Origin of the sequence: Methylophaga sp. UBA2012 (genome assembly GCF_002335235.1) — a bacterium.
GTDB lineage: Bacteria > Pseudomonadota > Gammaproteobacteria > Nitrosococcales > Methylophagaceae > Methylophaga > Methylophaga thalassica.
Map to the genome: position 1 here is coordinate 26,122 of NZ_DDCG01000007.1, position 19,269 is coordinate 45,390.

The window sequence follows — 19,269 nt, forward strand, 5'->3', positions numbered from 1 at the left end:
ACCATAAAATGAATGAACGTTCATTCATTTAGGTGGAATTTCATGTGTGCATCCTCTTGCAAAGATAAACATCAAGCCATTTTATCAGCAACGCTAAAGCTATTAGCCTCAAAAGGATTTCATGGATTCTCTATTAAGCAACTTGCCGCAGAAGCCGGTGTTGCTGCAGGAACAGTTTATCTTTATTTCAAAGACAAGGATGAGCTGATAGTCAGTTTGCATAGCACTATTATTAGTACAGTTGCAGAAGCTATTTTTGATAATCACGATAAAACCTTACCCTTAGAGCAACAATATCGAGAGCTATGTATACGACTATGGCAATTTTTCATCAAGAATAAGTCTATGACTTTATGTAAACCCCAGTTCGATCACTTACCTGAAAAAGTACTTGATGACCTATATCAAGATACTTGGCGTCAGTTACAACCACTTTCAGACTTATATGAGCAGGGTCGGAAACAAGGGATTTTGAAGGAGTTACCTAACGATGTTCTGACTAGCTTTGGTATAGAGCCTTACGTGAACCTTGCAGGTCAGCAACTAAGAGGCACTATCAAGATATCCTCAAATGATCTGAATACTATGCTCGACGCATCATGGGATGCCATATCAACATCAAAAATTGAGACTCAATAATGGAGTTATTAATGAAATTCTCACCTTCTTTTCTTCGTGTCATATCATTGTCTGTATTGCTAGCATTAACAGCATGTCAGTCTGATGAACAACAGCAAGCTAACCCAGCAGGCCAACAACAAACTAGTCATGTCGATGTTGTGACGCTTGCTCCACAGAAAGTGACTTTACGCAGCCTACTGCCTGCTCGCACTACAGCCTTCCGGCAAGCGGAGGTGCGCCCGCAAGTTAATGGCATTATTGAGAAACGCCTCTTTGAAGAAGGCGCTCAAGTAAAAGAAGGCCAGCAGTTATATCAAATTGATGCCGCCTTGTATCAAGCCGAAGTTGCCAATGCTAGAGCGCAATTAATGCGAGCCAAAGCCGCTTTCAAGACTGCCAAAGCTAAAGAGGCCAGATACAAAAACCTGCTAGCGGATAATGCCATCAGTCAACAAGACTATGATGATGCTCTGGCCACATATCAGCAAGCAGAAGCTGATATCAAAGTGCAGGAAGCGACATTAAAAACGGCAGAGACTAATTTGAACTATACTCATGTCTATGCCCCTATCTCAGGCCAAATAGGTAAGTCTAATTTTACAGAAGGCGCTTTGGTCACAGCACAACAAGCTGCCGTACTCACCACTATTAATCAGCTTGATCCTATATATATCGATATATCCCAACCATCGAAACAACTACTCGATTTACGTAAGCGCATTATTGCCCGCCAGATAAATAAAGAAAAAGCGCCTAAAGTCACTGTCACACTAGAAGATGGCAGTTCTTACTCAGAAACAGGCTCGTTGAAATTTGCTGAGGCAAATGTCGATCCAACAACGGGTGATGTCGTGCTGAGAGCCATCATGCCAAATCCAGAACATTTGTTATTACCTGGCATGTTTGTCAAAGCTACTATTGAGGAAGGAAAGCTGGAAAACGTTATTCTGGCCCCACAAAAAGGTATTACTTTTGATCGTGAAGGAAATGCTACAGCTTTAGTTGTTAACAAAGAAAATAAAGTGGAATTACGTCAACTAGAGCTTGACCAGGCTGTTAATGACAACTGGATTGTTAAATCAGGGCTTAATGCTGGTGATCAAATCATTGTTGAGGGTCTGCAAAAAGTCGCACCAGAAGCATCAGTTAAGATTGATAACAATACATTACAAACAGCGGATAGTGGAGCGTAACCATGGCTAGATTTTTTATTGATCGCCCTGTATTTGCCTGGGTTATATCCATTATTATCATGTTGGCGGGGATAATTTCCATTTTTCAATTACCGATATCCCAGTATCCAACGGTAGCTCCACCCTCAGTAGAAATCAGTACAACCTATCCTGGCGCTTCTGCAAAAACGGTTGAGGATACGGTTATTCAGGTTATCGAACAAAACCTAACGGGGATTGATAATGTACTCTATATGTCTGGTACCAGTGATTCCTCTGGTGCAGGCTCGTTAACGGTCACCTTTAATGCAGGTACTGATGCCGATATTGCCCAGGTACAAGTACAGAACAAACTACAATCTGCCATGCCTTTGTTACCTCAAGCAGTTCAAAATCAGGGCATAGAAGTTACCAAGTCCAGTGCAGCGTTTTTAATGGTGCTTGGCTTTTACTCTGATAATGGCAGTCTGGATAAATATGACATTGCTGACTATGTCTCAGCCAATATCAAAGATCCCTTAAGCCGTATAAATGGTGTAGGTCAAATCCAAGTATTTGGCTCGCAATACGCCATGCGTATTTGGCTCAATCCGGATAAATTAGCGCATTACAAATTGACCACTACTGATGTGACCAGTGCCATTAGTGCACAGAACGTGCAAATTGCTGCCGGTGAACTCGGAGGGGCACCCGCTGTTAAAGGTCAAGAATTTAATGCCAGTATAATCGTACAGACTCAACTGGAAACACCGGAAGAGTTCGGCCAAATCATCTTACGTGTAAATGAAGATGGTTCCCGCATCAAACTGTCTGATGTGGCTCGTATTGAATTAGGTGGTGAGAATTACCAATTTGAAACGGAATACAATAGGCAACCAGCTGCTGGTATCGGTATTAACTTAGCATCAGGTGCAAATGCACTGGAAACAGCCGAAAAAATTCGTGAGCGTATCGACGAGTTATCACCTTATTTTCCAGAAAGCCTGAAAGTCGTTTATCCGTACGACACTACACCATCGGTCAGAATCTCGATAGAAAACGTTATTCACACCTTAATTGAGGCGATCGTTTTAGTGTTCCTGGTCATGTATTTATTCTTACAGAATATCCGGGCCACATTGATTCCAACCATTGCCGTGCCAATTGTATTATTAGGGACGTTCGGTGTGCTGTTCGCTTTCGGCTTTAGTATTAATACACTGACGATGTTTGCCATGGTGTTGGCGATTGGTTTACTGGTTGATGACGCTATCGTGGTGGTTGAAAACGTTGAACGTGTGATGCATGAAGATGGGCTATCCCCTCGTGAAGCCACCCGAAAATCGATGGCTCAAATCACCAGTGCTTTAGTAGGTATTGTTCTGGTACTTTCAGCCGTATTTATTCCTATGGCCTTTTTTGGTGGCTCAACGGGCGTAATTTACCGACAATTCTCCGTAGCTATCGTCTCTGCTATGGCCTTATCGGTGTTGGTTGCCCTGACATTGACTCCCGCCTTGTGTGCAACATTACTCAGAGCTGGCGATGATGAACACAATGATAAAAAAGGCTTCTTCGGCTGGTTTAACCGCAACTTCAACCGAGCGACAAATAAATACCAAAGCTCTGTCGGGCATATGATTCACCGCACTGGCAGATATATGGTTATCTATTTATTAATCGTCGGCGTATTGGCAGTTTTATTCACTAAACTTCCCACCTCTTTCTTACCTGAAGAAGATCAGGGCATCATGTTTACTTTAATGACATTACCAGCCAATGCCTCAAAACAACGCTCTGCTGAAGTGATGAATAAAATTGAAGACTATTATCTTGATCAAGAGAAAGACAGTGTGAACTCAGTTTTCTCGATCATCGGCTTCAGTTTTGCTGGTCGTGGCCAGAATAATGGTATGGCCTTTACAGATATGAAACCCTGGGATGAAAGACCGGGTCAGGAATTGAGTGTTCAAGGCGTTGCTGGACGTGCATTCCAATATTTTTCATCCATTAAGAATGCGATGGTATTTCCTATCATCCCCCCATCCATTACTGAACTCGGTAATGCCAGTGGATTTGATTTACAGCTAAAAGATGTGGGTGGGCAAGGTCATGCAGCATTGATGAATGCCAGAAATCAACTACTAGGTATGGCTGCCCAGGATCCACGTCTAACGGGGGTTCGACCCAATGGTCAGGAAGATACTCCGCAATTTAAGATTGATGTGGATCATACAAAAGCCGCGGCATTTGGAGTGGATTTAAACCAAATTAACCAAACCTTCAACACAGCTTGGGCTTCGACCTATGTCAATGATTTTATTGATAATGGTCGGGTCAAGAAAGTCTACGTGCAAGGTGATGCGCCATACAGAATGATGCCTGAAGATGTCTCAAAATGGTATGTCCGTAATGATGATAATGAAATGGTGTCATTAGGCTCTCTTTCAGAGGGACGCTGGATTTATGGTTCGCCACGACTTGAACGCTATAACGGTGTCTCCTCAGTCAATATTCAAGGTCAAGGTGCGCCAGGTGTAAGCTCTGGTGATGCCATGAAAGCGATGGAAGAGTTAGTGGCAAAACTCCCCTCCGGCTTTGCTTATGAATGGACAGGGCAGTCGTATCAAGAAAGAGAGTCTGGCGATCAGGCACCGCTACTCTATGCTATCTCTATCATGGTTGTGTTCCTATGTCTGGCAGCATTATATGAAAGCTGGGCAGTGCCTTTCTCCGTGTTGATGGTTATACCTCTGGGTATTATCGGGGCTGTATTGTTTACCATGGCCCGTGGATTATCGAATGATGTGTATTTCCAGGTAGGCCTGTTAACGACTATTGGTCTGGCATCAAAAAATGCCATCTTGATTGTTGAGTTTGCTAAATCACTTTATGAAGATGGTATGTCGCTGATTGATGCCACCATGGAAGCGGTCAGAATGCGTCTTCGCCCTATCATCATGACATCACTTGCCTTTATGCTTGGCGTATTACCTCTGATGGTAGCTACGGGGGCTGGCTCTGGCAGTCAAAATGCCATTGGTACAGGTGTTTTTGGTGGTGTTTTCACCGCTACCGCATTAGCCATATTCTTTATACCCGTCTTCTTTGTTGTGGTATTTAGTTTGCGTGAAAAAGTGACTAAAAAATCATCACATAATGAAGTTAAAAAGGCCTGATTATGATAAAACCTCTTAAACTATCTGTTGCTATAACGGCGATATTAACGATATCCGCATGTTCTTTGATGCCAGATTATCAAAGACCTGAGCCGAATATTGCCATTGCTAATCAATCAGTCGAGAGTTCAACCGATGTGGCTGAACTCGGCTGGAAAGATTTTTATCTAGATCCGAAATTGGATCAATTGATCAGCATTGCGTTAGCCAATAACCAGGATCTTAGAGTTTCATCGCTGACGGTCGAACAATTACGTGAACAATTTCGTATTCAAAAAGCCGCCAAATTACCCACTGTTAATGCAGAAGGCTCGGTGACACGTCAACGCACCCCAGAGTCATTAACTGGTACAGGCCGAAGTGGCATTACTGATACTTATAGTGTTGGGCTAGGTGTATCTGCTTGGGAACTCGATTTCTTTGGACGAATAGATAGCCTGTCAGAGTCTGCATTACAACAGTTCCTGGCTTCTAAATCATCACGCGACAGCATGCAACTGACCCTGATTGCCCAAGTAGCTGATGCCTGGTTTAGTTGGTTAGCGAGTGATGCACAACATCAATTATCATCAGAAACACGGGAAGCACGTGCTGAAAGTTATCAACTGATTGAAAAACGCTTCAAAAGTGGCTTAGCTTCTGAACAGGATGTCAGACAAGCCGAAACAGCTCTGCACGAAGCACGTGTTCTGGAAGCGCAATACCAGCAACAAGCAAATCAGAACTTCACCAACTTACAGCTCTTAGTGGGCCAAAGCTTGGATAAGGATGAATGGAAAAAAGACTGGTATCAAATAAAAACATTGCGTGATATTCCTGCTAATCTGACTTCTGATGTGTTGTTAAAACGTCCTGATGTGATGCAGGCTGAGTACAATATTAAGTCTGCCAATGCTGATATTGGTGCAGCCAGAGCCGCATTCTTCCCGCGTATCAGTCTGACCACCTCACTCGGTTTTGGCGGTACAAGCTTTGGTCAATTAGGGGAGGCATCAAGCCGTCAATGGTCTATCGCACCGCAATTTACCCTGCCATTACTTGATTGGGGTGTCAATCAAGCCAACCTGAATGTGGCAGAGTTACAAAAAGACATTAATATCGCTCAGTATCAACAAGTGATTCAGGAAGCATTTAAGGAAGTGCGTGATGAGATGGAAGCGCGTTATACCTTAGATGCACAATTGCAAGCACAGAATGATCTAACGGCATCCACCAAACGCAGTCTGGAATTAGCTCAATATCGCTTCAACGCTGGTATAGATAGTTACCTGGATGTATTGGATGCCCAGCGTAGTTCTATCAACAGTGAATTAAATCAGATTGATACCCGACTGCTCAGACTTCGTAATCAATTAACGCTATACAAATCATTGGGTGGTGGCCTGTATGAAGAAACACCATCGCCTTCGCCACAACAGAAATAATTTTGTATCCGTCATCAGCTTAATTTAAGCTGACTTATATTTGTTGAAATTAAGGAGAGAAAAATGGATTTACAAGTGGGCGGCATATTAGGTCTGATTTGGTTAATCATTGTTATCTGGGCCATTATTAAGGTTGCCAATAGCCCTGCTGGTGGTGGCGCTAAGATATTATGGATACTTATCCTTCTGCTATTTCCTGTATTAGGTCTGCTGATTTGGTTCCTGCTTGGACCTAAAAGCTAGTCTAACCAGCCACGCAAAAAAAAGGGGCTTAACGCCCCTTTTTTAATGCTTTCATTTAACCTAAGTGATCTTTTAGTAATTCTGGCTGACGTTCAGGCGTGAAAATCTCAATCCAGTAACCATCTGGATCTTGAATAAAGGCAATGCCTTTCATCTTGCCATCATTAGGTTTCTTCACAAACGGCACACCGAAGGATTCAAATCGCTCACATGCCGCATCAATATCTGGCACAGCAAAACCGATATGGCCAAACCCACGCGGATCACTATTGCCATTGTGATAGCTAACCTCGTCGTTATCTTCATCACCCCAGTTATGTGTTAGCTCTAACATCGCAGGCATGGCAAATGTTTGTTTGATACGCTCATCGTTATCCGTTGAAATCGCTTTCACTTGTTCAGGTGATAATGCCGCCATAAAATACAAGGTAAACTTCATCTCTGGAAAATCAAATCGTTTCACTAAAGTCATCCCCATCACTTCAGTGTAAAACGCCAGAGTGCGTTTCGGATCTTTGATGCGGAACATAGTCTGATTAAATACAAAATCATGGGTGGCAGGATCATGTGTCTCGCTTAGCCCTTCAGCATTGTCAAAATGACGACTCATTGTGCTCTCCTTAATGTAAAACAGATAAATTTATGACCATTCTTATGACAATGGCTCACTTAGTATTGAAATAACGCTGACTCTCTTCTTTGACCACTTTCGACAGCAATAAAATCCCGATAAGGTTTGGAATGGCCATTAAACCATTCATCAAATCAGAAAAGTCCCAGACAAACTTCAACTCACGGGTGGCGCCAACAATGACTGCAGCGACAAACACGATACGGAAGATGATAATGGCTTTCTCACCCAATAAATATTCCAGTGCTTTTTCACCGTAATAACTCCAGCCAATTAAGGTGGAAAAGGCAAATAGAGCCGTGGCTATCGCAACAATATAAGTGCCGGTTGGTCCTAATGTTTCGGCAAAACTGATACTGGTTAAGATATTGGCTTTCACCCCGTCCTGCCAGGCCGTGGCCGTTAAGATCACCAACGCTGTTGCTGTACACACCACCAGAGTATCAATAAAGGTCTGAGTCATAGAAACCAATGCCTGTTTCACCGGATCATTCGTCCGGGCTGCCGCCGCAGCAATGGGGGCTGAGCCCAAGCCCGATTCATTCGAAAACACACCACGTGCCACACCGTAACGAATCGCCGCCGCGACAGCAGCACCAGCAAAACCACCACCCGCGGCGATAGGATTAAATGCATGCCAGAAAATTAAATGAAAGGCCGCTGGCACTTCATCTATATTGATACCAATCACAATCAGTGCCGCACCTAAATAGGCCACAATCATAAAAGGCACTAACATTGAAGTGAATCGTCCGATTGAACGAATTCCGCCAATTAATACCAGCCCCGTTAAAACCATCAGTACAAAACCCGTGGTACTGGTTTCGATGCCAAATACCTGCTGTACGGCTGCAGCTGCGGAATTGGCCTGGGTCATATTACCAATACCAAACGCGGCACCGACAGTGAAAATAGCAAATAAACTGCCTAGCCACGGTAAACCTACGCCTTTTGATATGTAATACATCGGGCCACCACGCATACCGTTCTCGCCCTCTTCACGGTATTTCACCGCCAACATGGCTTCTGCATATTTGGTCGCCATGCCGACCAGCCCTGTCACCCACATCCAAAATACGGCGCCTGGGCCACCTAATGAAATCGCGGTCGCCACCCCAACAATATTGCCAATTCCGACCGTTGCAGCCAGCGCCGTGGTTAAAGCGGCAAAATGACTGATATCACCATCCGCTTTATCTTCTTTATGAAATACTAACTTGAGTGCATGGCCTAACGCCCGAAACTGGAGCCCCTTTAACATCACGGTCAGATAAAGCCCGGTGCCGACCAGCAAGATGAGCATCGGTGGTCCCCAAACCCAGCCGGATAAAACCGACACCCAGTGTGAAAGAAATTCCATGTATGCCTGACCTGTTAAAAGTTATTAATGCATTTGAAGTTAAGTGAGATACATGCTGCTGTCAAACTTTACGAACAACCACGCTTTCAGCACCATTAACCAGATCAAGACACTGTTTTAGCTTTGAGAATAGAAGCACCCGCATCTCTTGATAAACTCAATGTATCGGCAATTGAAATTAACGCCAAGACAGCAATGATCCAAAAGGCTAACTGGAAGTCCTCAGTCTGAGTTTCCACTAGTGTGGTTCCATGTAAAAACCACATGGAAAAAGCCAATACCAGAGCGGCAAAGGCGATGCCAATACCCCGACTCATCTGCTGCAGGACTGAAAACAGTGTGCTGGCATCACGCATTTGCTGTTCACCCACATCAGCAAAGCCAATAGTATTAAGTGCAGTGAAATGCATGGAGCGATTCATGCCACTAATAAATAACACCAGAACCATTAACCAATGTGGTGTATTCACTGTAAACATGGCCATAGCAACAAACCCAGCCGATACCATCAGTCCATTCGCTATCAGCACCCGGCGGAAACCAAAGGTATTCATAATCCAGGTGGTGGCAGGTTTCATGCACAAATTACCAACAAATAACCACAGTAATAAAATGCCAGCATCCACCGCTGACATGCCGAACCCGAGTTGGAACATCAACGGCAATAAGAAAGGCACAGATGCCACAGCTATTCGGAAAAACGAACCACCCACAGCGGTAATTCTGAAAGTTTTAATCGCTAAAGGCTTCAAACTAAATAATGGATATTGACTGCCAAGTAAGTGTTTAATTGATAACGCCAACAAAGCTAAACCAACCATGATTAAACTGAGACTGTATGCCACCTGCAGTCTGCCTGCACTCAAACATTCCACACCGGCCATAAAAATACCAAAGCCGGTTCCGGTCATTAAAAAACCACGGATATCAAAAGGTTCTCGTTGCATTACACGATGTGCCTGAGGCTGAATTAAGCAGTGGGTAACGATTAATATCAGTAAACCAATGGGTACATTAATCAGAAAAATCCAATGCCAGCTCCAGTGGGTTGCGATCCAGCCCCCCAAAAAAGGGCCTAATACCGGCCCGAATAAGGCCGGCCAGGTTAGAATAGCCACCGCTTTCACAATCTGATTTTTGGGTGTATCTCGTAATACCACTAGGCGGCCAACAGGCACCATCATCGCGCCACCAAAACCTTGTAAGACCCTGGCCGCTGTAAAGCTCATCAGCCCAGTACTCAAAGCACATAACACTGAGGAAAAAATAAATATCAGTACCGCCAGCGAAAAGACCCGTCGTGCACCAAACCGATCAGCCGCCCAGCCGCTGAGCGGCATAAAAATAGTTAATGCCACAAGATAAGCCGAGACACCCACAGATAAATGTGCTGCTGCAATATCGAAATCCTTGGCGATTGCAGGCAAAGCGGTAGCGATTATCGTGGCGTCTAACGTTTCCATAAAAAACGCCGACGCTACTAATAATGCAATTGCTATTCGTCTGTTCACCAGAATGGGTCCTAACTGCATGCCATGCCTGTCAGTTACACAATATCGTCTACGACACCACCATCGACTCTGAGCGCAGCACCACTGGTGGCCGATGCTTGCTCAGAACAGACATACACCACCATATTGGCTACTTCTTCTACCGAAGCAGGTCGCTGGATGACTGAACTCGGTCTGGCTTCCATAACAAAAGATTGACCTACCTCTTCATAAGACTGGCCTGTTTTTTCTACTTCATCCGCTATCATCGCTTTAAAGCCATCAGAAAGTGTTGGTCCAGGCAACACACTATTCACTGTCACACCACTTCCTGCTACGCGTTTGGCAAGACCACGAGACAGTGATAACTGGGCCGTTTTTGATACCCCATAATGGATCATGTCATCAGGAATATTGCGGGCAGACTCTGACGAAATAAACACAACCCGGCCCCATTGTTTTTTCTGCATCGCAGGCAAATAGGCTCGTGACAATCGCATGCCGGACATCACATTGGTTGCCCAATAGGTATCCCAGGTTTCATCATCTGTCTCAAAAAAATCAGCCGGACCGAAGATTCCCGCATTATTCACAAGGATATCCACCTCAGGCACGTTATGAACCAGTTCTTCGCAGCCGGCAGCCGTTGATAAATCGGCCGCAGCAGGAATAAGTTTGGCTTCGGGCAGTTTTTGTTTGATACGTGCTATTGCTTTCTCAACACTCTCATCACTTCGGCCATTGATAACGACCTCTGCTCCAGACTCGGCTAAGCCAGATGCAATGCCAAACCCTATGCCCGCTGTAGAGGCTGTGACTAATGCTTTTTTACCAGTGAAATCAATTTTCATCATGTTCTCCTTATCAATTATGTCTGTTTATTGTAGGTGAGCGACAATATTGATTAAATAGATATAATGTAAATTCACTATTTCGAATTAGTTAACAATGAAACGTATTGATGATCTACTCGGATTAAGAGTATTTGAAAAAGTGGTCACGCTCGGTAGCCTGACTGCAGCCGCACAAGCCTTAGGCATCTCGCTCGCTGCTGCCAGTAAACGATTGAGCAAGCTTGAGCAATATCTGGATGTTCAACTGATTCATCGAAGTACGCGACGATTGTCTGTCAGTGATGAAGGACAAACACTTTATGATTATGCTCAACGTATCGTGTCGGAATTAGAACAGGCTGAAGAAGCCATCTTGCAGAAGTCAGAACAGATATCTGGCTCATTAACTATTACCTCTCCCAACAGTTTTGGTCGACGCCATTTGGTCAAACTGATTGCTAAGTTCAGACGACTGCATCCGAATATCACAATCCAGTTGCTATTGAGTGACAGCATTGAAGAGATGATTTCAGAAGGTATTGATGTCGCTATTCGTTATGGTGAACTGCCAGATTCCAGACTGGTCGCACGTCGGTTGCTGAATAATGATCGTATTTTATGCGCGTCACCAGGCTATCTTGCTCAAAATGGCACGCCTCAGATCCTAGACGAACTCTACCAGCACCACTGCATTATTATTAGTCGCCATACTGAGATAAACTGGGCCTTTCCTTCGCAAACCTTACACATTCAGCAAGCCATAAGTTGTAATGATGGTGAGGCAGCTCATGCTATGGCATTAAATGGTATGGGTATAGTGCTGAAGTCGTATTGGGATGTAGCTGAGGACTTAAGCACAGGCAAATTAGTGCAAGTATTGCCAGAACAGGCCGTCATTAGTGCGCCAATTAATGTCATTACCTTAAAAAACCAGCATCAACCAGCCAGAATCCGACTATTTATCGACTTCTTACTAAACAGTTTGCAAACGCTGGAGATGCGTAAAGATAGATTCTGACTGGCTTATTTACCGATACAGAAAGTAAAAAATCGTTTAAAAATAATATTTTGTAAGTTTTTCGGAGTGCTTTCGGAGCACCGAAATTTGCAAAAAAAAGTGTAAATATTGGGAAACTCCTTCAAAACTAGCTTCTGACCACCCATTTTAGAACTGGGATAAGTGGGAAACTGGGATATCAATACCCTTAAAGTTCCTCACTTCATATCCGCAAGACAAATACTGCTGTTTGCTCTCTAGCCGCATTTGCACTGCCTAGATGCTATCACTAATTAGTGGTGAAATCAGTTATTCTCATGTACCACTTGACGCACAAAGATATGGTAAGGCCTGAGATTTCCCGACACCTTTTATGGTAAAAATGTAACTTAAACCATAAGAGGAAAAATATGGGTAAAGGTATTCGATACTCAGATGAGTTTAAACAAGAAGCAGTGAATCAGGTTTCGGTTCATGGTTATAGCGTTGCCGACGTTTCAGAACGTTTGGGGATCAGCACAAAAACCCTGTATGGCTGGTTAAAGCGCTTCCCTAAGCCAACCGAAAAGCGGGAAGAAGAGCAAGATCTTCGTGCCGAGAACGCCCGGCTAAAACGGGAGCTGAAACGTTCCGAGCAAGAACGGCATATATTAAAGGAAGCCGCTGTAGTCTTTTTTAGAATCGATTTTTCCCGCCCTAACCGATTCACGCGAGCTTCAAGCTCCTGTATTCGTTGCTGCTCCGGTGTCAGCGCCTTGGTCGCTGGCGTGATACCGTCGCGCTCCTTCGCTGTGCAGATCCATGACCCACTTTCCATCAAACTCCCGGTTGTAGTTCCACAAGCATCTCGCGAGTCTTGCCGGCTCGCTCCACTAACAAGACCACAACATCTCCAACGTTCTTGTCGTCTAGCCGGGCCTGTAATGTGGTGACGTCGTCGACGGCGATACCGTCGATGCTGATAACGCGATCGCCGGGCACGATACCGCCTGCGGTGACCTCGACGCCGACGAGCCCGGCTCTGTGCGCCGCCGAGCCCGGCGTCACGCGCAATACGAATACGCCCTTACTGCCGGTCAGCGCCTGCAGACGCGCGTTGAGCTGCTCATCCACCTCGATGCCCAGCGCCGGACGGATGTACTTGCCGGTCTTTATGAGTTGCGGCACCACGCGCATGACGGTATCGACCGGCACCGCAAAGCCGATGCCGGCCGAGGCGCCAGACGGACTGTAGATGGCGGTATTGATGCCGATCAGCCGCCCAGCCGAATCGAGCAGCGGGCCACCGGAATTGCCGGGGTTGATAGCGGCGTCGGTCTGGATCAGGTGATCGATGGCAGGGCCGCCACCTTCGCCGTCGAGCGTGCGGTCGAGCGCGGAAACGATGCCAGTGGTGAGCGTCCAGTCGAGCCCGAAGGGATTGCCAATGGCAAAGACCTTTTGCCCCACCTTGAGATCGGCACTGGTGCCCACCGGCACCGCCGGCGGGCGCTTGAAGCCGACGCCAATCTTGAGTACCGCGATGTCGTGCGCAGGACTGGCGCCAACGAGCGCAGCCTGATAATCGCGACCGTCGGCCAGTTTGACCGTGGCAGACGATGCCCCCTGGATCACGTGGAAGTTGGTCACCACGTGGCCGGCGTCGTCCCAAATGAAGCCCGATCCCGTGCCACGGGGCACGGAGAAGACATTGCGCGTCCAGACGTCGCGCACCAGCTGCGCGGTGGTGATGTAGACCACCGAGGCGCGTGATTTTTCGAACAGTTCGATGGTGGCCTGTTCGTCAGCGGCCAGATCGCCACGCGGCGTGACGGTGCGCTCAGCAGCTTGGCGCGGGCTGAACCAGGCTTCGATGGCGGGCAGGAACTGCCAGAACAGCATGAGTGCTGCAACGCATGCTGTGATGACGAGCCAGCGCCGGACGAAATGATCCGGAGCTGGGCGTTGTGGGTAAGGACCGGGGAAAGACATGACGGAGGCTCCTTTCGAGTGATTTAGCGCCAAAGGCCGCTCAGGCCCCGGCGTGCTGGGCACATCGGGGCGAACGACCTTGGCATAAGTGCTCGCAGCAACGACCAGATTACAGGGGCTTCATTGCTGCGCAAGGGACGGGCGCCATACAGGCGCAAGGTCGTCGCGGAGGGGACGACAGGTTCGATCAGTAGGGTAAAAACCAGCAACACGGTTTGAAAGCGATTGAGCCAGCGGTGCCTCGACCTAGCATCGTGTCGACCGTCTAGACTATTAAGAGCCATGGTTCAATCACTCGGTCTTCCGGTCGTCGCGTTCACGCATGAGCCAATAGGTCAGACCCAAGGCCAGTATCGTCCCCGCCAGGGCGGCCACTTTGGCAGGATCAACGTCGGGGCCAAGGATGATGAACTTGCGGGCCAGTGCTAGGATCGCGATCAGAATGACGGTCTTGACCTGGATGATGCTTTCCTTACGCAGCGCCACTCTGACGATCGAATGCTTGAATTCCATCGCGATCAGGAGCGTCATGATCATGCCGAACACATTCTGGAATACCTTGTGATCCAGGGGATTGAAGGCATCGAGGACCAGCAGCGTGAAGACGATAGCGATGAGCTGGAACAGCGACACCACGATGATGACGGCAATTACCGCCGACAGAACGAGGGCGACGACCTGCTCGAAGCGCTCGTAAACCGTCATCAACCGCCACTGGGAGCGCATCTCGTCAAGGGTCGTGTGGCCAGATTCTTTATGCATAAGCGTTGCTCTCTCTTTCAATGAAACGTTAATGGAACGGGGAGTCCGAGAAGACGACCCGATTACACCTGGATTGCCGAGGCAATTGCGAAGCCACCCAGCGCATAATGTCCTGCGCGCCAGTGGCGCCGCCGATGGGTGGATCAGCCTCTTGCATCCGGCTTCTGGTCTGGCGGCAGCAATCCCAGCAGATCCGCCTGCAAATGTTGCAACTTGTCGATGCCAGCCCTCAATGCCTCGACACGGCCGGCATTTTTCATTTCACTCAGGGTGTGCGCTAACTGCTGGATGCTCTGATGCAGGACATCGACCTGATCATCGGGGTCCTTGCCGAAGAACGTAGGGCGGCCACTTTGATCCCGCCAGTATTGGAGTGCTTCGGGTTGAGGCGGCACTTGGGTCTTACCTGACAGATAGTCGATCATCTGGGAAATCCAGACCCGGTGGTCGGCGTATGTGAACGGCACGGGCAGCGAGGAGCGACTGTCAGGCTTGAATCCCATCCAGGATAAGGGTACCTGCCAGGTGTGTAGCCATTGCTCGAATTCCTGCGCCGGCATCGGATGCCCGATGGCATAACCCTGGCCCCACTCGCATCCCATACGCAGCAGCATTTCACCATGCTGGATGGATTCGACGCCCTCCGCGATGCAGTTCCTGCCAAACGACCTTGCCAGTGCCAGTAGCGCATCCAGGATGGCGATATCGTCCGGATCCTCGAGCATGTCGCGTATAAAACCCTGGTCGATCTTGAGCAGGTGCGCGGGCAGGCGCTTCAGATAGGTCAGCGATGAATAGCCGCTGCCGAAATCGTCGAGGGCAAACCGCAATCCCATCCTCCCGCACAGCGCCATCAACTGTGACACTTGAGCGAAGTCCTCCACGGCGCTGGTTTCGAGGATTTCCAGTTCAAGGTCTTGCGGCTGGGCGCCGGGATGTCGTGACAACATACCCCGTAGATGCCTGATGAAGTCCGGTTGCAGCAAGTGCCGCGCACCGATATTCACGCTGATCGGTACATGAAGGCCGGCTTTACGCCAAACTTCGATCTGGGTCAACGCAGCCTCGATGGTCCATTCCCCCACGTCAATCCCGAGCGGATGGTTCTCAATGATCGGTATGAAGGAGGCAGGAGATAACAAGCCACGCGTCGGATGTTGCCAGCGGATCAAGGCTTCGGCGCCCAGCACCTCACCGGTGCGCATGTTGACCTTAGGTTGGTAATAAAGCAGAAACTGCCCATTGGCAAGTGCATTCTCTATGCTGTCAAATCCTTCGTGACGGGTGCGCAGCGTACGATCCTTCTCCGTATCGAAAACGTGATATCGATTCTTGCCGGCTTGCTTGGCACGATACATAGCCTGATCTGCCTGCCGCAGCAGTTGGTCGGCGTCGATATCTTCGCCTTGCGGGTAGTAGCTCACACCGATACTCGCGCTCACCTCGCACAGTGCGTCACCAATCGGTATGGGCTGTGCAGCCACCTCGATCAGGCGATCGAGAATCGGTACGCTGACGGAAATATCCGGCAGGTCGAGCAGAATAGCGACAAACTCATCACCACCAAGACGGGCCAAGGTATCGTCTTCGCGCAACACCTGCGTCATACGTCTGGACAGGACGGAAAGCAATTTGTCGCCGACTGCGTGGCCGTGCTGGTCGTTGACCTTCTTGAATCCATCCAGATCGATGAAGACAACCGCCAGGTGCATGCCACGCCGACGTGTCTGACAAATGGCCTGCTTAAGGCGGTCTCCAAGCAATAGTCGATTGGGCAAGCCGGTGAGCAGGTCGTAATGAGCAACGCGTTCAAGCTGTTGCTGGTTCTCCTTCAGCGCTGTGATGTCGGAAAACATGGCTGCGTAATGCTCGATATTGCCACGCATATCCGGCACTGCACTGATTGTCAGCAGCGCGGCAAACTGACTGCCGTTCTTGCGTCGGCACCAGAGCTCTCCGTGCCAGTAGTCGTGCTCAAGCAGAGCCTGCCAAACGGTCTGATAGAACTCATCGTCATAGCGATCGGACTCGAGCAGACGGGGTGTCTGGCCCAATACTTCCTCCCGCGCATAACCAGTGATCACGGAAAACGCCCGATTGACGTTGACAATGTGGCCTTGAGCATCCGTAACGAGGATGCCCTCTCCTGCGTGCTCAAAAACTTTAGCCGCAAGGCGGAGCTCTTCCGCGGATCTTCTGCGTGCGGTAACATCATGGATATAGCCGTGCCAGAGGATGCTCCCATCAGGCATGGCTTCAGGCGACGCCTCGCCTTCGACCCAGATCACCCGACCGTCTGGAAACTGCACCCGGTACTCGTCATGCCAAAGCGCGAGTGACTGCCCCGACGCCTGTATGGTTTCATGCACACGGTCGCGGTCTTCAGGATGGAGCGCCGCTAACACCGGAGTGGCATCTTCGACAACATCCTCCGGTGCAACCCCGTATATTTCCCGTATCTTCGCGCTGGCATAAGGGAAGTGCGAGCTGCCGTCCGGACGAAGACGGTATTGGTAAAGCATACCGGGAACGTGGCTGGCCAACTCTTCTCGCTGTAGGCGCATAGAGTTCAGCGCCTGCTCGATCCTCTTGAGATCGGTGACGTCCTCTACCGTCCCCTCTGCCGCTCTGGGCCGACCAGAGGCGTCGCCCTTGAATGTTGCCCGCAGGTGTATCCAGCGAACCTGCCCTCCGCTGACGATGCGATACTGCAGATCAAGGGACTTTCCGCACATGGCAGCATCCCATGCCCTATCGAAGAGGGGGCGGTCTTCAGGGTGAATGCACTGCAGGAATCGCTCGAAGGCTATTGGCGCACCAACATCCAGGCCGAGCACGCGGCAGGCTTCATCGGAGCAAGTGAGGAGTTGCGAGCCAAGATCGAGATACCAACTGCCAAAATGGGCATTCTGGTTAATCTGGCCACCGTGTCGGGCTGAGATTTGAGGCGTCTCGTTCAAAGGTGACGCTCCTTATGGGGGAAACAGAGGTTCCAAAGTTTCTGCAACTCGGAGCGCATTTCGTCAAAGATTGTGTGGCTGGGGTCGCTATGCATCGCGGCTACGCACTTTCTGCAAGGGTCGAACAGCTGATAAGCAGTGTGGGTAGACGATATGAATGCTGTTACTCATGAGGTGGGTCCTTGGGACGCAGAGGAAGTCATGGCTCCGGCAGTTGGGCCGCTGTGACATGGGGGTTCGAGCTGTAGCCCCTGCGTCAGTTGCCGGATGCTGTATTCATCCAGCGTTTCCCGTGCGAGTAGTTCGCGCGCGCACCGCTCCAGCACTTCTCGGTTAATTTCGAGAATTCGGTATGCACGATCAAACACATCCATCACGATGTCACGGATGGCTTGGTCGATGCGTGCCTGAGTCGATTCGGCTACCCGGCAGCCACCCTGTACCAGTTCAGGCGCATCAAGAAAACGCGGCCGCTGTGCCTCAAAAGCAACGTATCCCAAGCCTTCATCCATGCCGAAGCGCGTAATCATGTCGCGGGCGATGTCGGTGGCCCGCGCGAGATCGTCTGAAGCCCCTGTGGACAGCTCGCCAAACACGAGCTTCTCAGCCGCACGCCCTCCCAGGAGCACGGCGATCTTGTGCTCCAGGTCGGCACGTGTCATCAGAAATCGGTCTTCGGTGGGCCGCTGCAGGGTGTAGCCGAGTGCACCGATGCCACGCGGAACGATGGAAATCTTGTGTACCGGATCGGTGCCGGGCAGCGCCAGCGCCACCAGCGCATGCCCCATCTCGTGATAGGCCACGGTTTCCCGCTCCTTCGGATTGAGCACACGGTTCTTCCTTTCCAGGCCGGCCACGATGCGCTCGATGGCGGCGGTGAAGTCTTGCAGTTCCACAGCCTGCGCCTTGCGCCGCGTCGCGTTCAGCGCTGCTTCGTTTACGAGATTGGCCAGATCAGCGCCGGAAAAGCCGGTGGTTAGCGCCGCCACCTGTTCCAGATCTACACCGTGGGCCAGGGTGATCTTCTTGACATGGACCTTCAGGATATCCAGGCGACCTTTATTGTCGGGCCGGTCCACCAGCACCTGACGGTCGAAGCGACCGGCGCGAAGCAAGGCCTGATCGAGGATTTCGGGGCGGTTGGTGGCGGCGAGGATGATCAGCCCGACCGAGCTGTCGAAGCCATCCATTTCGGTGAGCAACTGGTTCAGCGTCTGCTCACGCTCGTCGTGTCCGCCGGTCGGTCCTCCGACACCGCGTGCGCGGCCCAAAGCATCCAGTTCATCAATGAAGATGATCGCCGGCGCCTGCCCGCGCGCCTGTTTGAACAGGTCGCGCACACGGGCCGCACCCACGCCGACGAACATCTCGACAAACTCCGAGCCTGAGATGGAGAAGAAGGGCACCGCCGCCTCGCCGGCAACAGCCTTGGCCAGCAATGTCTTGCCGGTGCCGGGCGGGCCCACCAGCAACACGCCCTTGGGAATGCGCGCCCCGAGCCGTCCATACTCCTGCGGATTCTTGAGGAAATCGACGATCTCAACCAACTCCGCCTTGGCTTCATCGACGCCAGCGACATCGGCAAAGGTCACGCCAGTGTTCTTCTCCATGAATACCTTGGCACGGCTCTTGCCGATGCTCAGGAAG

General features: G+C 49.3%; 14 protein-coding genes and 1 pseudogene. 7 read left to right on the plus strand and 8 right to left on the minus strand.

All coding sequences use genetic code 11. From position 1 onward, the window contains the following. Positions 1 to 42 precede the first annotated feature (42 nt). The 5 genes from B2248_RS06550 (at position 43) to B2248_RS06570 (ending at position 6,618) form a co-directional block, all read left to right on the plus strand. A complete protein-coding gene (locus B2248_RS06550; RefSeq protein ID WP_273178464.1) occupies positions 43 to 639 on the plus strand; it encodes a TetR/AcrR family transcriptional regulator in 597 nt (198 codons plus the stop codon). An 11-nt stretch (positions 640 to 650) separates the two neighbouring features. Next, on the plus strand, positions 651 to 1,814 hold the full coding sequence (locus tag B2248_RS06555; RefSeq protein WP_273178465.1) for an efflux RND transporter periplasmic adaptor subunit: 1,164 nt from the start codon (positions 651 to 653) through the stop codon (positions 1,812 to 1,814). Positions 1,815 to 1,816: 2 nt separating this feature from the next. After that, complete coding sequence (locus B2248_RS06560; RefSeq protein WP_273178467.1) at positions 1,817 to 4,951, plus strand: efflux RND transporter permease subunit; 3,135 nt, start codon at positions 1,817 to 1,819, stop codon at positions 4,949 to 4,951. A gap of 2 nt (positions 4,952 to 4,953) precedes the next feature. After that, positions 4,954 to 6,375: an efflux transporter outer membrane subunit gene (locus tag B2248_RS06565; protein WP_273178469.1), complete on the plus strand. Its 1,422-nt coding sequence runs from the start codon at positions 4,954 to 4,956 to the stop codon at positions 6,373 to 6,375. Positions 6,376 to 6,438: 63 nt separating this feature from the next. Beyond that, complete coding sequence (locus tag B2248_RS06570; protein WP_007144013.1) at positions 6,439 to 6,618, plus strand: PLDc N-terminal domain-containing protein; 180 nt, start codon at positions 6,439 to 6,441, stop codon at positions 6,616 to 6,618. A gap of 55 nt (positions 6,619 to 6,673) precedes the next feature. On the opposite strand, the gene gloA is transcribed toward B2248_RS06570, so the two are convergent. The 4 genes from gloA to B2248_RS06590 all read right to left on the minus strand — a co-directional run bounded on the left by gloA (position 6,674) and on the right by B2248_RS06590 (position 10,950). Beyond that, positions 6,674 to 7,228, minus strand: coding sequence for a lactoylglutathione lyase (gene gloA / locus B2248_RS06575; RefSeq protein ID WP_273178471.1), 555 nt, complete (start codon positions 7,226 to 7,228; stop codon positions 6,674 to 6,676). 55 nt (positions 7,229 to 7,283) lie between these two features. After that, on the minus strand, positions 7,284 to 8,609 hold the full coding sequence (locus tag B2248_RS06580) for an alanine/glycine:cation symporter family protein (protein ID WP_273178473.1): 1,326 nt from the start codon (positions 8,607 to 8,609) through the stop codon (positions 7,284 to 7,286). 104 nt (positions 8,610 to 8,713) lie between these two features. Continuing rightward, the gene (locus tag B2248_RS06585; protein WP_273178475.1) at positions 8,714 to 10,141 is read right to left on the minus strand and encodes a DHA2 family efflux MFS transporter permease subunit; all 1,428 of its coding nucleotides are present in this window, start codon (positions 10,139 to 10,141) and stop codon (positions 8,714 to 8,716) included. A 14-nt stretch (positions 10,142 to 10,155) separates the two neighbouring features. After that, positions 10,156 to 10,950, minus strand: a complete 795-nt coding sequence (locus B2248_RS06590) for an SDR family NAD(P)-dependent oxidoreductase (protein ID WP_273178477.1) — start codon at positions 10,948 to 10,950, stop codon at positions 10,156 to 10,158. A gap of 97 nt (positions 10,951 to 11,047) precedes the next feature. Here B2248_RS06590 and B2248_RS06595 point away from each other — a divergent pair, with 97 nt between their 5' ends. Continuing rightward, positions 11,048 to 11,950: a LysR family transcriptional regulator gene (locus tag B2248_RS06595; protein WP_273178479.1), complete on the plus strand. Its 903-nt coding sequence runs from the start codon at positions 11,048 to 11,050 to the stop codon at positions 11,948 to 11,950. A 389-nt stretch (positions 11,951 to 12,339) separates the two neighbouring features. Further along, a pseudogene (locus B2248_RS14770) lies at positions 12,340 to 12,543 on the plus strand (transposase); the annotation flags it as partial. Positions 12,544 to 12,745: 202 nt separating this feature from the next. Here the strand turns inward: B2248_RS14770 and B2248_RS06600 are convergent. The 4 genes from B2248_RS06600 to ftsH form a co-directional block, all read right to left on the minus strand. Then, on the minus strand, positions 12,746 to 13,900 hold the full coding sequence (locus B2248_RS06600) for a S1C family serine protease (protein WP_273178481.1): 1,155 nt from the start codon (positions 13,898 to 13,900) through the stop codon (positions 12,746 to 12,748). Positions 13,901 to 14,191: 291 nt separating this feature from the next. Beyond that, complete coding sequence (locus B2248_RS06610) at positions 14,192 to 14,662, minus strand: phosphate-starvation-inducible PsiE family protein (RefSeq protein ID WP_273178483.1); 471 nt, start codon at positions 14,660 to 14,662, stop codon at positions 14,192 to 14,194. Between the two features lie 143 nt (positions 14,663 to 14,805). Beyond that, entirely contained in the window at positions 14,806 to 17,622 is a 2,817-nt protein-coding gene (locus tag B2248_RS06615; protein ID WP_273178485.1) for a sensor domain-containing protein, read from the minus strand. A gap of 167 nt (positions 17,623 to 17,789) precedes the next feature. Then, the coding region (gene ftsH, locus B2248_RS06620; RefSeq protein ID WP_286722503.1) for an ATP-dependent zinc metalloprotease FtsH at positions 17,790 to 19,269 on the minus strand (1,480 nt) is incomplete at its 5' end.